This window comes from Chitinophaga sp. ARDCPP14, assembly GCF_051362515.1.
In the GTDB taxonomy this organism is placed as follows: domain Bacteria; phylum Bacteroidota; class Bacteroidia; order Chitinophagales; family Chitinophagaceae; genus Chitinophaga.
Genome location: NZ_JBKIXB010000008.1, coordinates 21540 through 36310, shown reverse-complemented (window position 1 = coordinate 36310; position 14771 = coordinate 21540). Strand labels below are relative to the sequence as shown.

The 14771-nt window shown below is 49.2% G+C and carries 15 protein-coding genes; 2 read left to right on the top strand and 13 right to left on the bottom strand.

The window, feature by feature from the left end; genetic code table 11:
- Window positions 1–7 precede the first annotated feature (7 nt).
- From ACLHR0_RS21440 to ACLHR0_RS21395, 10 genes are all read right to left on the bottom strand, one after another.
- Entirely contained in the window at window positions 8–1462 is a 1455-nt protein-coding gene (locus ACLHR0_RS21440) for a DUF1501 domain-containing protein (RefSeq protein ID WP_436489354.1), read from the bottom strand.
- A gap of 30 nt (window positions 1463–1492) precedes the next feature.
- Window positions 1493–3811, bottom strand: a complete 2319-nt coding sequence (locus ACLHR0_RS21435) for a PSD1 and planctomycete cytochrome C domain-containing protein (RefSeq protein WP_436489353.1) — start codon at window positions 3809–3811, stop codon at window positions 1493–1495.
- 251 nt (window positions 3812–4062) lie between these two features.
- The gene (locus ACLHR0_RS21430) at window positions 4063–4653 is read right to left on the bottom strand and encodes a 4'-phosphopantetheinyl transferase family protein (RefSeq protein ID WP_429065341.1); all 591 of its coding nucleotides are present in this window, start codon (window positions 4651–4653) and stop codon (window positions 4063–4065) included.
- Window positions 4650–4904 (bottom strand): acyl carrier protein, encoded by a 255-nt coding sequence (locus ACLHR0_RS21425; protein WP_370911454.1) that lies wholly within the window; start codon window positions 4902–4904, stop codon window positions 4650–4652. Before ACLHR0_RS21425 ends, ACLHR0_RS21430 begins: the two co-directional genes overlap by 4 nt.
- Window positions 4905–4914: 10 nt before the next feature.
- Complete coding sequence (locus tag ACLHR0_RS21420) at window positions 4915–6189, bottom strand: beta-ketoacyl-[acyl-carrier-protein] synthase family protein (RefSeq protein WP_436489350.1); 1275 nt, start codon at window positions 6187–6189, stop codon at window positions 4915–4917.
- On the bottom strand, window positions 6182–6628 hold the full coding sequence (locus tag ACLHR0_RS21415) for a 3-hydroxyacyl-ACP dehydratase FabZ family protein (RefSeq protein ID WP_429046815.1): 447 nt from the start codon (window positions 6626–6628) through the stop codon (window positions 6182–6184). Before ACLHR0_RS21415 ends, ACLHR0_RS21420 begins: the two co-directional genes overlap by 8 nt.
- A 3-nt stretch (window positions 6629–6631) precedes the next feature.
- A complete protein-coding gene (locus ACLHR0_RS21410; protein ID WP_436489348.1) occupies window positions 6632–7405 on the bottom strand; it encodes an SDR family oxidoreductase in 774 nt (257 codons plus the stop codon).
- Window positions 7399–8451 carry a type III polyketide synthase gene (locus ACLHR0_RS21405; RefSeq protein ID WP_436489346.1) on the bottom strand — a complete coding sequence of 351 codons (1053 nt, stop codon included), beginning with the start codon at window positions 8449–8451 and terminating at the stop codon, window positions 7399–7401. The genes ACLHR0_RS21410 and ACLHR0_RS21405 overlap by 7 nt, the downstream gene beginning before the upstream one ends.
- The gene (locus ACLHR0_RS21400) at window positions 8448–9158 is read right to left on the bottom strand and encodes a methyltransferase domain-containing protein (protein WP_429046809.1); all 711 of its coding nucleotides are present in this window, start codon (window positions 9156–9158) and stop codon (window positions 8448–8450) included. Before ACLHR0_RS21400 ends, ACLHR0_RS21405 begins: the two co-directional genes overlap by 4 nt.
- Window positions 9149–10288, bottom strand: a complete 1140-nt coding sequence (locus tag ACLHR0_RS21395; RefSeq protein ID WP_429046807.1) for an NAD(P)/FAD-dependent oxidoreductase — start codon at window positions 10286–10288, stop codon at window positions 9149–9151. The genes ACLHR0_RS21400 and ACLHR0_RS21395 overlap by 10 nt, the downstream gene beginning before the upstream one ends.
- A 197-nt stretch (window positions 10289–10485) precedes the next feature.
- Between ACLHR0_RS21395 and ACLHR0_RS21390 the strand changes: the two genes are divergently transcribed.
- Window positions 10486–10803, top strand: coding sequence for a hypothetical protein (locus ACLHR0_RS21390; RefSeq protein ID WP_370911447.1), 318 nt, complete (start codon window positions 10486–10488; stop codon window positions 10801–10803).
- A 91-nt stretch (window positions 10804–10894) separates the two neighbouring features.
- Here ACLHR0_RS21390 and ACLHR0_RS21385 read toward each other — a convergent pair whose 3' ends face one another.
- Window positions 10895–11449: a GNAT family N-acetyltransferase gene (locus ACLHR0_RS21385; RefSeq protein ID WP_429046805.1), complete on the bottom strand. Its 555-nt coding sequence runs from the start codon at window positions 11447–11449 to the stop codon at window positions 10895–10897.
- Between the two features lie 116 nt (window positions 11450–11565).
- On the opposite strand from ACLHR0_RS21385, the gene ACLHR0_RS21380 reads away from it, so the two are divergent.
- Window positions 11566–12831 (top strand): hypothetical protein, encoded by a 1266-nt coding sequence (locus ACLHR0_RS21380; protein WP_436489343.1) that lies wholly within the window; start codon window positions 11566–11568, stop codon window positions 12829–12831.
- Window positions 12832–12878: 47 nt separating this feature from the next.
- Here the strand turns inward: ACLHR0_RS21380 and ACLHR0_RS21375 are convergent, their stop codons facing one another.
- Window positions 12879–13502 carry a hypothetical protein gene (locus tag ACLHR0_RS21375; protein ID WP_370911444.1) on the bottom strand — a complete coding sequence of 208 codons (624 nt, stop codon included), beginning with the start codon at window positions 13500–13502 and terminating at the stop codon, window positions 12879–12881.
- Between the two features lie 94 nt (window positions 13503–13596).
- Window positions 13597–14769 carry a glycoside hydrolase 100 family protein gene (locus ACLHR0_RS21370; protein ID WP_436489341.1) on the bottom strand — a complete coding sequence of 391 codons (1173 nt, stop codon included), beginning with the start codon at window positions 14767–14769 and terminating at the stop codon, window positions 13597–13599.
- Window positions 14770–14771: the final 2 nt, after the last annotated feature.

The following is a 14771-nucleotide window of genomic DNA, read 5'->3' as shown; positions in this document are numbered from 1 at the left end:
GTATTTATCAGGCCATCAATCCGGGGATTACTTTGCCGGCCACATCTGTGAGGCGGTAACGGCGTCCCTGGTGTTTAAAAGTTAATTTTTCGTGATCCAGTCCCATCAGGTGTAGGATGGTGGCATGGAAGTCGTGCACGTGTACCGGATCCTTTATAATATTATATCCGAATTCATCGGTTTCACCGTATACGATGCCGGGTTTTACGCCACCGCCGGCCATCCAGATGGAGAAGCAACGGGGATGGTGATCGCGGCCATAATTATCGGCAGTCATTTTACCCTGACAGTAGTTGGTTCTGCCAAATTCACCGCCCCATATTACCAGCGTTTCATCGAGCAGGCCACGTTGTTTCAGATCAGTGATCAATGCCGCGGAAGCACGGTCTACATCTTTTGCCTGTCCGGCCATTTCATTGGGCAGGTTGCCATGCTGATCCCAGCCCTGGTGGTACAGCTGGATGAACCGCACGCCGCTTTCAGAGAGCTTCCTGGACAACAGGCAGTTGGCAGCGAAAGTGCCGGGCACCAGGCAATCCGGTCCATATAGTTTAATGATATCGTCCGATTCTTTGGAGAGGTCCGTCAGCTCCGGTACCGCCGTTTGCATGCGGTAAGCCATTTCGTACTGCTGGATCTTCGTATTGATTTCCGGGTCGCCAAATTCTTTATACGACTGGTCATTCAATGCGGCGAGCTGGTCCAGCATCTGGCGGCGATTAGCCATGTCAATGCCTTCAGGATTATTCAGGTACAGCACAGGACTTTCACCACTGCTGAACTGAACGCCCTGGTGGATGCTGTCTAAAAATCCATTGGACCATAACTTGGAATATACGCCTTGCCCGTTTCCTTTACCTCTCGACAGCAGCACGCAAAATGCGGGGAGGTTTTTATTTTCGCTGCCGAGGCCGTAGCTCATCCAGGAGCCAAAGCTGGCGCGGTTACCTTGTTGTGCCCCGGTCTGGAAAAAGGTAAGGGCCGGATCGTGGTTGATCGCTTCCGTAAACATGGAACGGACAATACAGATATCGTCCACTATTTTGGCGGTATGCGGAAACAGATCACTGACCCAGGCGCGCGCTTCGCCATACTGGTGAAAATCGTAGTGCGAACCTACCAGCGGAAAAGACGACTGTCCCGATGTCATGCCTGTTAAGCGCTGCCCCATACGGATGGAAGCCGGCAGTTCCTGTCCCATCATTTCCCGCAGCTTCGGTTTGTAATCGAAGCTCTCCAGTTGTGAGGGCGCGCCATTCTGAAACAGGTAAATTACCCTTTTGGCTTTGGGTGCAAAGTGCGGCATGCCGGGAATGAAAGGCGCTTCTTCCCCGCTGTTTTTACCAAAGAGGTCAGGTACCAGTAATGAACCCAGGGCAAGGCTGCCTACGCCAAGGCTCAGGCGCGACAAGAACTTGCGGCGGTTCATATTCAGGTGGTGTTCTATGAATTCGTTTTTCATCGTCCTTTATTATGCGTGACTATACGATCGTTATGTTTTTGAAAGTGTTTCCTCCAGGTTATAGATGGTGGTGATCACCTGCATCATGGCAGCCCATGAGGCATTGTCGAGGTGTTGCGCCATCGGGTATTCTCCATGTTGCAGCAACTTTACTGCGCTGGCCGGCTGTTGTTTATACAGCTGCTGTTGCTGGTCATAATACTTCTCCAGCAAGGTTAGTTCCTGTGGTTGCGGTGTACGGCAAACAATTAAACGGAAGGCCTGCCGGATATTCCTGGAGCTGTTATTATCTTTTTGCAGCAGCCTGGATGCCAGTACCCTGGAAGCTTCCAGCACGGTAGGATCATTGAGCATGATAAGCGCCTGCAAGGGCGTGTTGGTGTTTGCTCGTTTCACTTCGCACTGGTCGCGGTTGCTGGCGTCAAAGATCATCATGGAGGGCGGTGGCACTGTACGTTTGATAAAGGTATACAACCCTCTGCGGTACAGGCTTTCACCATGGTCCTGTTTGTAGCTGGCCAGGATTCCCCTGCCAGATGTAGCCATTTCCCATAAGCCTTTAGGCTGATAAGGTTTTACGCTGGGGCCACCGATCACCGGTACCAGCAGCCCGCTGCTTTTCAGCACCAGGTCGCGCACTCCTTCTGCGGGTAAACGGAACCGCGGTCCGCGGGAGAGGTAAATATTTTCGGGATCTGCTTTTAGTTTGTCTTTGGAAATGGCGGTCGATTGCCGGTAGGTGGTGGTCATGACCATTTGTTTCATGAGACGTTTAATATTCCAGCCGTGCTGCATAAAGTCCACCGCGAGCCAATCGAGCAGTTGCGGGTTGGTAGGCAGATCGCCCTGCATACCGAAATCGCCGGTACTTTTAACGATGCCCCTGCCGAATATTTCCTGCCATTGCTGGTTCACGAACACTCTTGCGGTGAGTGGATTTCGCTTATCGAACAGCCAGTTGGCCAGTCCGAGGCGATTGGCCGGATATTGTTTCACATCAAACGGCAGCACCGCATGTGGCGTTTCAGGTTGCACTTCCAGCGTAGGGTTGTCATAGTTACCACGGCCAAGGATATACGTTTTCCGGGTAGTGTCTTTCTCTCCCATTACAGATACGATCAGCCTGTTGCTGTCCTGTTTATTAATAAATTTCAGCACTCCTTTGAGATCGTCTTTCGTGATCTCCATATAGGGCGTTTTGGCGTAGGTTTCCGGGCCGCCCACCGCCGATTCCAGTCCTACTTCCTTTACGTTATTAAAGAAGGCAAAGAGTTCATAATATTCTTTTTGTGAGAACGGATCATATTTGTGATCGTGGCAGTGAGCGCATTCGATGGTGATGCCGAGCATGCTTTTACCAAATGTATTGGTGCGGTCAGAAACATATTCTATGCGGTATTCTTCGTCTATTACACCTCCTTCTTCCGTAATTTTGTGATTGCGGTTAAAGCCGGAGGCCAGCAGTTGTTCCCGGGTAGCGCCGGGGATCATGTCTCCTGCGATCTGCCAGGTAATAAAATCTTTGTAAGACAGGTTTTCATTAAATGCGTGGATCACCCAATCCCGCCACGGCCACATGCTGCGGTAGTTATCGTCCTGGTAGCCGTGCGAATCAGCATAACGGGCCACATCCATCCAGTGCACTGCCATCTTTTCGCCATAGGCGCTGTCCTGCAGCAGTTCATCTACCATACGTTCGTATCCGGCGTCGCTGGTATCTTTGGCAAAGCGCTCCATTCTTTCGGGTGATGGCGGCAGGCCGGTAAGATCGAGGCAAAGGCGTTTGAGCAATCTCTCATGATCCGCAGCGGGATTGGGTTCCAACCCTTTCTCTTCCATGCGGGCCAATACAAAATGGTCTATTTCATTACGTGCCCATTTCTCTTTGTTTACTTTGGGCAGCGGCGGTGTTACCGGCGCCACAAAGGCCCAGTGTGGTTTATACTTTGCGCCTTGTTTGATCCATTTTTCAATCAGCTTTACTTCATAGTTGCTAAGCGACATATTGGAGGATGGCGGAGGCATGCGCATAGAAGTATCCGTGGTGCTGATGCGCTGGTACAATACAGAAGCCATAGGATTACCGGGTACGAGCGCATGTGCGCCCGGTGTTTCACGGAGCGCTTTATAGGCGCTGTCGGCAATATCCAGGCGCAGACCGGCTTCCCGTTTATTGGCATCCGGACCATGACAGGCATAGCACTTATCCGATAAGATAGGCCGTATATCAAAATTGTAATCTACAATTTCAGGCAATTTTTCCTGCTGTTTACCGGGTGTATCGCCATTATTACACGCGTATAAAAATGCAAGAGAGCAGATGGTGAGTCTGACACAACGTTGGAACATAATTTTCTGCAATTAATTGTACACTGTACTTATACAACGGGGAGGCCCGTGAATTTTTACTATAGCTGTCTGGTTGTTTAATAATGGTAAATATCGGCTATAATAACATGCCATTTTGATGCTATTTTGCTCCATAATGGTGCTTTCTTAGCATTATGTATATACATACCTACAAATTGATCATGATGAGGGGTGGAGACCTAATTTAATGACTGGTTCCGGGTATTGTTTGTTAGGGAGGAGGCCGGGCGTCACCTGGTTACCGGTAGGCTAAAATCCACCTTTAGGATTCCGCAATATTGCCCGTGATGACTTACAGAAACAGGAGAGCGCCTGCCATTTTCACGGTGAAGGATATACGGTATTCCATGATCGTCTTTATAAAAAAACTCCTGCGGGGAAAGTACTTCCTGCATAAAATTCAGATAGTCTTCGCCGGCAACCTGCTTTATAAACACAGCTGCATCCTGCACCGGCCGGGGATTTGTGGCCGCACAGGTATGGATGTAATGATCTGTGATAAAACTCTGGTAATAATAGGTATGCTGTTCATATACCACCGTGCCGGTATAGTTGCCGGCAATCATATCGGATGTAACATCCTGTTCCACCTGGCACATAAATCGCTGTGGAGCGTATCGTCTTTCGCAGGTATTACGGTTCACTATTTTATACGCGGCTTCCTTGCAACTCCACAACAACCAGGTGAGCACTGCCGGTGCGGCAGCATTACGGATCATCCTGATTTCCTCGGGCAGGAACAATTTTTCCAGGAAACCTTTCCGGTGAATACGGCTTTCCATGGCGGCTGCCCGGAGATCTATAATGTCGTTGCCGATCATTTTTCTTTGAGCTTGGCTTCCACGATATCGAGGGCCGCCTGCACGTTCAGCATGCGTTCCATTTCTTCGTTCTGGATCACGATATCGTATTTCTCTTCTACATCCAGTACCACATCTACCAGGTTGGCAGAATTAATTTTGAGATCGTTGATAAAATCGGTGGAAGTACTGATGGTGGCCAGTGCTTCCTGATTTTTAGCATAGGGCCTTACTATTTCTCTTAACTGCTCAATGAATGTTTCTTTGTCCATGTTATTTCGTTTAAGGTTGCGGGTATTTTTGCAGAATAATACAAGCGTTTACATCTCCAAAACCAAAACTCGCTTTCGCCACTAAATTTATGTCTTTATACAATAGCTGTTCCGGAATTCTTTCCCGGTCTACCAGTGCCTGAATATCGGGGTGCAGGTCTTCGCAGTTGATATTGGGAGATATAAAACCTTCCTTGAGCTGCAGTGCCGCCGCTACCAGTTCAATGCTCCCGGAAGCGCTCAGGCAATGCCCTACCATCGATTTCAGTGCATTGATGTAAGGAAAGTTTTTCCCGCTGCGCTGAAGAGCACTACACCAGTTGGCTATTTCTTCCGCGTCTTTTCCGGTGGCGGTAAGGTGACCGTTTATCAGGTCAATATCAGCGCCCTGCACACCGGCCTGTTGAAGCGCCGCGGTAATGCAACGCTGCACCGCAGCGGGATTGGGGGCCGTCATACTGCCGCCGTTCCGTTGACCGCCGGAGTTAATATGACCGCCCAGTACTTCCGCATAAATAGTAGCGCCGCGTTCCAGCGCGCTGTCCAGCGACTCCAGTACCAGCGCTCCTGCCCCACTACCGGGAACAATACCGCTCGCGGTGGCGCTCATGGGCCTGGAACCGGCTTCCGGGCGTTCGTTATATTTAAAGGTGCTTACTTTCATGGCATCAAAGCCACCCCAGATATAGGGACCGCTGTCGCTGGTACTGCCGGCCAGCACACGTTTGGCATGACCGTACTTAATCCGTTCGCAGGCGAGCAACACACTTTCTGCACCGGTGGTACAGGCAGAAGAGTTGGTGGTTACCTGGTTGCCAAGTCCCAGTTTGCCACCGAGGAAAGCGCTGATGCCACTGGCCATGGCTTGCGTAACCGCAGTGCTGCCTAAACGGCGAACCTGTAAATCATCTACCTTATAAACGGCTTCGCGGAATTTCTCCACACCGGAACTACCGGCGCCAAAAATAGTACCGCTGTCCCAGTCGGGCGTTTCCTGTGCTATTGGCAAACCCGCATCTGCCCAGGCCTGCATACCGGCTATTACGCCGTAAATAATACCGGAACTGCCCAGCTGCCTTAATTCCAGCTCTTCAAAATATTGTTGCCGCAAGCTTTCGGAAACCTCCGGCTTACCTGCAATCTGGCAGGAAAATTTCAGGGCAGCCAGTTGTTCATCATAACGGATACCGGATATACCTTTTTTGATCGCTTCGCGGAAAGCGGCGATGCCGGTGCCGTTTGGCGCTACCACTCCTAAGCCTGTTATGACAACCCTGTTATTCATTTTTGTTATTGATGATCATGCCTGCCATCGTTCCGTCGCAGACTAATGCGCCGGCAGCATTATACAACGCTACGCGGCATTTCAATTTGTTAAACCTGAAGTATATTTTCGTTGCCTCCGCCCTCACCGTTTCACCGGGTGGCACAGGCAAATAAAAGTCGATGTGAGTGGAGGTCATAGCTACCGTGGGCAATTGCTTATGGATCTCTTCTCTCAAAAGATAAATACCTAAACAAGCCAGCCCCGTTTGTGCCATTACTTCCGTTAGCAATACACCCGGCGTAACAGGCAACCCTTTAAAGTGGCCTTTATAGCAAGGCATATCTGCGTGAAAAGTATATATACCCGTTACCTTTTCTTCATCGATGTATGCCAGTTCATCCACAAACAGGAAAGGCGGTGCATATGGTAAGTGCTGCAGGATCTCTTCTTTTGTCATACGCTAATGAATATGTGTTCCTCCGTCGACCGGTATAATGGCGCCATTGATCCAGGCGGCTTCGTCCCGGCACATCAGGTATACTACATTCGCTACATCCTCCGGTGTGGTGAGCTGCCCGAAAGGGTTTCTCTTCCTGCTGTAATCCAGCAATGCCTCACTGCCCGGAATTTTCCGCAATGATGCGGTGTCAGTCACCCCCGCACGGATGCAGTTGGCCCTAACCCCGTGCGGCGCAAATTCCAGCGCTATGCTGCGGGTAATGGATTCCAGTGCCGCCTTCGCCGCAGATACCGCCGCATAGTGCGCCATTGCTTTGTAACTACCATCGCTTGTAAAAGAGAGGATACGTGCATCTGCAGCAAACAGTTGCCTGTTCAATATATCTGCCGACCATTCATACAAGCTCACCGCCATGTGCCCGATGGTGGTATTGAAATCATCCGCCTGCAGGTCCGGCAACGCTTTGAGGTTGCCCCGTGCGATGCTGTGCAACAGGCAACGGATACGCCCCGTACCCATAGCTTCCTGCAACTGCTGCAAAATTTCTGCACGTTTTTCAATGTTGAGCACATCTGTATTAAACGTCAGCAGCTGCACGCCTAATGACCTGATCTCCTCAAACTGCTGCTGGATATCCGTTAATTCCACGCGGGTGTTACGGTGTACAATGCAAATGTTCATGCCATGTGCCGCCAGCTTACGCGCGGATGCCAGTCCAAGCCCGCTGCTGCCTCCCAGTATTAACGCCCAGTAAGATGCAAACTCTGTTACCATTGTAATAATATTCTTTGTGCCGAAAAGCCCGGTCCAAAACTCAGCATCAGTCCTTTATCGCCCGCAGGCAACGACTGCTCCATAAATCTTTCCAATACATATAACACCGTAGCGCTGGACATGTTGCCATACAACCGCAGAATTTCCTTGGTATCGTCCAGTTTCTTTCCCATACTGCGGAACAATTCTTCCACGAGGGTAATGATCTTCTTCCCGCCGGGATGAAAAATGAGGTGGTCGATATCTTCGATCGTAAGATTATTTTTTGCCAGGAAAGGGTGTACGATATCTCCAAAGTGTGCTTCTATTTTTTCGGGTACTTCTATATCCAGCACCATTTTTAAACCGGTGTTGGAGAGATGGAATCCCATCAGGTATTCCGCGTCATAGAAGTGATACATTTCTTCTGCGATAATTTCCGGACCGGTATCCTGTTCATGGGAAGAGAGGATCGCACAGGCGGCGCCATCGCCGAAGATGGCTGCACTAACGATATTGGCCATCGAATAATCGTCCAGCTGGAACGTGGCGGTAGGCGATTCCACTGCTATTACTGCGGCTCTTTTACCGGGGTTTGCTTCCAGCATTTTCTTTGCGTAGATGATCCCCGACACACCGGCTGCGCAGCCCATTTCAGTAACAGGCAGGCGTATAATATCCTGACGCAGCTGCAGTTCGTTGATCAGGTATGCATCTAAAGAAGGGATCATGATGCCGGTGCAGCTCACGGTGATGATATAGTCGAGGTCAGTTCCATTCAAACCGGCTTTATCCAGCGCGCTTTGCAGGCAGGTCCGGCCCAGGGTAATCATCTCCCGCTGGTAGATATTATTTTTATCTTCAAAAGAAGTATTGGTAAATACTTCTTCAGGTCCCATAATAGAATAGCGTTTATCCACGCCGGCGCTCTCAAAGATCTTGATCACCTTGCGGATAAATCTTTCTTCCTGGCCCTGGAGCCATAATGATAGGAAGGGAATAATTTCGGCGGTGGTTCTTGAGTAAGGCGGTAGTGCTTTTGTGACAGTCTGAATTTTAACGCTCATAATTTATTGATTATCCATTGATACCGGAACGCCCATTTCCATTTAAGGGAATACTGATCAATATTAAGTTCTGCCGATAAATGTTGTAATTCTCTTTTTTTAAATCCCCGGAGAATGGATACCAGTCCATCTTCCCTGACCATCCTGTTTAAATTGAACACAAAGCATACCAGTTGAAACAGGCGGTATGCCAATGCGCTCCTGTGCAGATCATTGATCACTACTCCTTTCCGGGCCTGCCGGTAAAAGATTTTCATCAGCTCCCTGATTTCTGCCTCTTTAAAGTGATGCAGTGTAAGCGTACATAAAACAATATCATAGTGTTGCTCCCGGAAGGATAACTGTGTAATATCCTGACAATAATACTCAATGTGCGGATAATCTTTTGATAAATTCCGTGCATGCGTTACCGTGGCCTGGTTGGCATCGATGCCGGTTAGTTTTATTTTTCTATGGGAACAAAAGGTGTCCGACAGTTGCCGCAGCATGTCACCATTACCACAGCCGATATCCACGATGGTAACTTTCTGATTGGCAGGAATATCTTTCAGGAGGGCCGCAACGCCTTCAAGGGTGACGCGGTTGCCGCCCAGTAAAGCGTTGATTTGTGCGATTTTATCCAACGTAGCCTTCAGCAGATCGCCTTCCATACTGAAATCGTCCATGATTTCGGTAGCCTGGCTCCGGTGCCGGGTGTTTACACGCATTCCGGTACGGCATTTAACGGTTTCCCATGAGTGCGACGGATGATTCCCGGCAGCAGGCCGGGGAAGAGGATCAGTCCTTTCATCATGGTAGCAGAAAGCTTTTCATTGCGGAACAACCGGGATAGTACACGACCGGTGCGCATACGGCCGCTGAACATTTTGTTCCAGGCTTTCGTATAGTTCTGTTCCATCAATAAACGGTTCCGGGTGGGAGCTGAAAAATATTCCAGCACCTTATCGGATGCTATCTGTGCGCTTTGTATGGCCATAGCCATGCCGTTGCCGCAAAGCGGGTGAATAAGACCAGCGGTATCGCCGATCATCAATATATGATTCAGTACCTTTTCTTTATCTGTGAAAGACACCTGGCTGATGGTTAAAGGTTTGTCGAACAACGCGGTGCTGTTTTCAAAAATATCCTTCAGGTGCTGATTACGGTATAGCACCTGCTCCCGGTGTGATTCTATCTGCTTGAAATTCTTAAAACTCTCGTAACTCACCAGGTAACAGATATTCAGGATATCATCCTCCACTTTTGATACGCCGCAATAGCCGCCGTCGAAATTATGGAGTCCTACAGTATCGGCCGGAAAGCTGCCACGGTAGTGGGATTTCACGGCCAGCCAGGGCGATTTCTCATTAAAGAACGGACGGGCAAGCTTACCATCGAGTGCGGCTCTTTTGCCATAAGCGCCCAACACCACCGGCGCGGAAAAAACGCCATAGCTGTTGGTATCAATGAAGAAGCGGTCGTTTTCAAATACCACGTTGGTGACGGTATCTTCAATTAACTCCACCCCGTTTTCGGTCATCTTCTGCATCAGGAACTGGTCGAACGCATACCGGCTTACCCCGAAACCTCCCAATGGAAGCGTCGTTTCCAGCGTTTTACCATAATGATCTGAAATGATTAACCGGTTGATCCGGGAAGGATGTAATACCGAAGGATCTGCCCCGAGTGACTGCAGATATGGTAATACTTCATTGGAAACATATTCCCCGCATACTTTGTGCGAAGGATATTTACTTTTTTCGATTACGGTTACCTGTAATCCTGCTTTCGATAAATGAATAGCACTGGTGAGACCCGATAAGCCCCCACCTATAATAATAACATCTCTTGAACCCATACCCCTATGGTTAAAACAATAACAAGCTCCGACACAAGGAAGGTAGCCTACCCCAATATAATGAATTTATAGCTGATTTCCGTTTCGCTAAGATCAGAATATTCTTTATAAATCACGGCATTATAAAACTTAACATTGCCAATATTATTTAATTGTTAATTTCGAATATAATTGTTTTTGTAAATAAATAATGCTCCATGACTGATTCGAGTAAACCGACCGGCAAGCATCTTAAAAAAGAAGCTGGTGTAAAAGTAGCCGAAGTATTAACCGCATTAAGCGAACTAAAAGAGAAGCTGGGAGAGAAAAAGTTTCTCCGGAACGTAAAAAAGGCCACTAAAGCGATGTTAGCAGGACTGACAGATAAGCCAAAAGGACCTGCCAAGCCGAAGAAGAAAGCTGCTGCCGAAAAAGCTGCTGCACCCAAAGCTCAAGCCAACACTCCCAAAGCCGCCGATAAAAAGGTGACGCCTAAGAAAGCTGCTCCCAAGAAAACTGCCGCTAAAAAAGCTTAATCCTACATCTGTAATTCCTGTGAGTGTCTTTATTGTTCCTGTTTACAGGAACCCGTATTGCTGCGTCCTGAACCGCGGACAATAAAGATGCTTACAGGTCGGGCGCTTTGTAATCCCTTACATAGCGGTTAACATCATATCCTTTGTCGTCCCAGATCATCCCCTTCACCACCAGGGCCTCATGATGGAATCCTGCTTTAGTCAGCACCCTTTCCGAGGCTTCGTTGCCGGGTAATACATCTGCAACGATTTTTTTCAGACCCAGTTTGGAGAAGCAATACTGCACCACGGCCTCAATGGCTTCGGCCATGTAGCCTTTGCCCCAGTATTCCTGTACCAGCGCAAACACCAGCGGAACCGTATCTTCTGTTTCATAATTATTGAAACCGATGAAACCGATCAACGATGTTTTTTCTTCAAGGGCAATACCCCAGCGGATGCCCTGCTTATCGGAAAAGCGCTTTTTAAAAAGATCAATAACCGGGCGAACACTGGCCACCTCACTCAACGGGATTACATGATAATACCGGGTCACCCGTTTATCCGTGAGCAGGTAAAACAGATCCGGCTGATGCGAATGTTCAATTTCAATCAGGTGAAGGCGGGGCGTAGACAGGACGGGGAAAGTATCCGGCAGTAAACTCATATGCTGGCTGGCTCGTTTTAATGACCCCAATATAAAAACAATTGTACCACACAACCAAAAATGTTATTCCCGGAAAACGAAAAAAAGTATCTTGTTTTCAAAATTTATTCCACGACATGTTAGCATTCACTCAGCGTCCGGCAGCAGCATTGCTGGCTGCAGGCATTAGTTTGTGGGCCATGACCGCCCGCTCACAACCACCCTCCTTCAACGGAAAAGGCATTACCCGCCCCGCTCTGGAATATTACCTGGATCATGCGGTTACCATGACTGAATTTCTTTCAGTAGATCCTTACGCCTCCGATGCGCCCTATCCCAACAAGGAAGATGATATCCGCCTGATCAGGAACATTGGCGCAAAGTTCATAGGCAGGGCCATTTACCGCTGGGGCGGGGAATCGGTGCTCAACAACAAAGATTTTCTTCACCAGGCCAAACGGCTGGTGCAGGAAGTACAGAAAAATGACCCGGAAGTAATTTTCCAGGCCGCCCTGTTTGAGCAAATCAGTGAACAGGTAAACACCATTCCTGTTCCGGCATGGGCATTCAAAGCACTGGGATTACCGTCGGAAGACCGGCGTTTCCGTTACGACAGCATGCTGAATACAAAAGGGAAACTGGTCAATCACTGGAGTAAAGGCAACAGCGTACCCGATATTACGCGGGTGGAAACGCAGCTCTGGTTTATGTTCCTGGCCGGCACCTATATGGAAGTAGGCTGCGAAGCGCTGCACCTCGGGCAAATTGCCCTGATAGGCATGGAAGATCCGCAGCTGACGGAATGGGCGGCCTTCCTGGAAAAATTACGGGCCTATGCAAAAGATCACACCCGCCATCACTGGGTGTTACTCGATGCACACACGCCATCGGGCGGTATGGTGGTAAATGGCAAAAGCTTACTGGATTTTAACTCGTTTCCGTTGCGTATTAAATCGGTCCCTGCGCATCCACAGGAAGGTATCCTGGAAATGGGTTTTACAGATGCCCTTTTCGGGAGAAGCAAAGGCGGTATTACACCCAGTGGCTGGAAAGCCGCGTCAATGCCTTACCTGGTGGAGTTGGATAATTTTGGTATCAGCGATCACCCCGGTGTGCCGGATACCACTACCATTTACCCGTGGGGCTTTGATGAAATCAGCTGGTTTTATCAGCAACCGGAACAATACCGGCACAACTGGTTGCAATATGCACATCAATGGGTAGCAGCGCATGACGCCAATGGCCATTTGCAGATGCCGGTTACCCGTGTAGTTACGTTGGGACGCAGGATGCCAAGATTGAAATACCGCGCCAATACACGCTCCGCGCAGTGCCCGGACGGGATGAATGATGAAGCAACGATCAAATCCATCTGGCAGGCAGCTGATGCCCGCAAAAAATAAGGATCATCACCGGTTATCTTTCTTCCGGAAAATAACCGGTGACTGTTTTATTTTTGTTTTACCAGCTTCATCACTTCAAAACCTGACATAACAGCGGCAGATTGTACCTGGTTAAGATTGATTGTCAGCAACAGCGTATCTCCGCTCCAGGAAATTTTTCCGCCTGCCGCCTGTACTTCTGTAGTGCCGCCTCCATAGGAAGGGGTTTCCATTACACCTGCGCTGAAATAAATGGAATCTGCTCCCACCAGTTTATAAGGGTTGGATGCATTATATGGATCCATATCCATCTGAAAAGGCATTTGCATATCGCTTACCAGTACGCCATCCATGTAAAGGACATTCCGGATCACCGCATCAATGGAATAGCTCAGGCCTGTAATTTTGAAAGTACTTCCATCAATCACCATTACCCCTTTATTATTGAAGGTGGTGTAGTCGTTGTAGAGCGTGGCTTTGGCGCCGGATTCCGATATGGTGGCGATGCTGTTTACACGGACGCCTGCAAAGTTCCAGGTACCTTCAATTTTATTATTGCCTGTTACAGGTGGTGTGGTAGGCGGTGGTATTACCGGGGTAACGTTATCCGGTCCGGCCATTTCAAGGCTTCCGCAGGCAGCGAGTGTAGTGCTCAGAACTGCCACCAGCAGCAGGGATCTGTAAGTATTCATCTTCATAAGTTTAAACAAGGGATAATGCGCGTAAAGTTACCATCAATTGACGAACGAGTTTCACTAATCTTTCATCAAGTTATCATGAAACAGGTTACCGCATTCTCATTTCTTCAAAAAACGGGGTACGTCTTTCTTCCACACATTTCGCGGCATACAGGTACAGTGCTGCGCTCCAGGTTTGCCACTCCTGCCCTTTTGCGGTACCATCCTGGGCTTTCAGCCATTCGTTGAAACCATAATCCACCGTGCCGCTGTTGGAGATAGTTATAATCCGGGTGAGCTCCAGCAGTTTTTCTTCTGCCAGCCGGTATTTTTTTGCCGCTACCAGTGCAGCTACATAAAAGCCACAGATAAAAGGCCAGATGCCGCCGTTATGATATTCCCCTGGAAGATTAAAAGAAGCATACCGTTCGTGCCAGTCGTTGTCGCCCGGTTTCGTATAGGGGAAGAAGTTAGGCGGCAGTTTTACAGCCAATTGGTTATTCTTTATCAGTTCCGCGCACTCGTCTTCGATCCAGGATACCATTTCCGCTGCCCTGGTGGGGGCTGCAATGCCGGAGAGGATGGCCAGGCTGTTGCCCAGCAGGTCGAACCGTTCGCTGCTCAATACCTTATAAGACCACATGGCGTAATAGGGTTTGTGTTTTACGACCAGTCCTTCGTGTACATGCCGGTGCTGCACCCCACCGGTGATGGTAAATCTGCCCATTGCCTGCCGTACTTTCTCTGCGCGTTCATGATGCCCGAGGATGCGGAGATAACTATACACGAGCGTGTTTACAAAGAGGCCGTAACCAAGCACCCATTGTTCATCGCGCCAGTCGCTGGTAGGCTGTTGGGCCACCAGGTAACGATCTGAAGGACTTTGGTATTCCATCCACTGCAATGATCTGTTCACCGCTTCTTCGAGGAACTGCTCATTACCCGACAGCTTGCGATACATGCCTGCTGCCAGCAGGAAGAGCGGCGTGGTGTCGCTCGCGCCCAGGTCCTGTTTGTCGTGTACGAGAGAAGGGATATGTCCGTGTGGCGTTTGATTTTTCGCCAGTGTTTCAAGCACCTTCCGGATGCTGTTGATCAGCACGGGGTTGCCGGTAACGCCTACGCCTAAAAAGGACAGCAGCAGATCCCTTGTATATGGCTCAGGATATCCACATCCCGCAGTGCGGGGGAGGCCGTGAAACGGTCCGTTTACATTATGCAGCAATACCTTCAGGGCGGCATCCCTGGCTGCGTTGATGGTTAACCAGGAAGAAGCTTCCATGT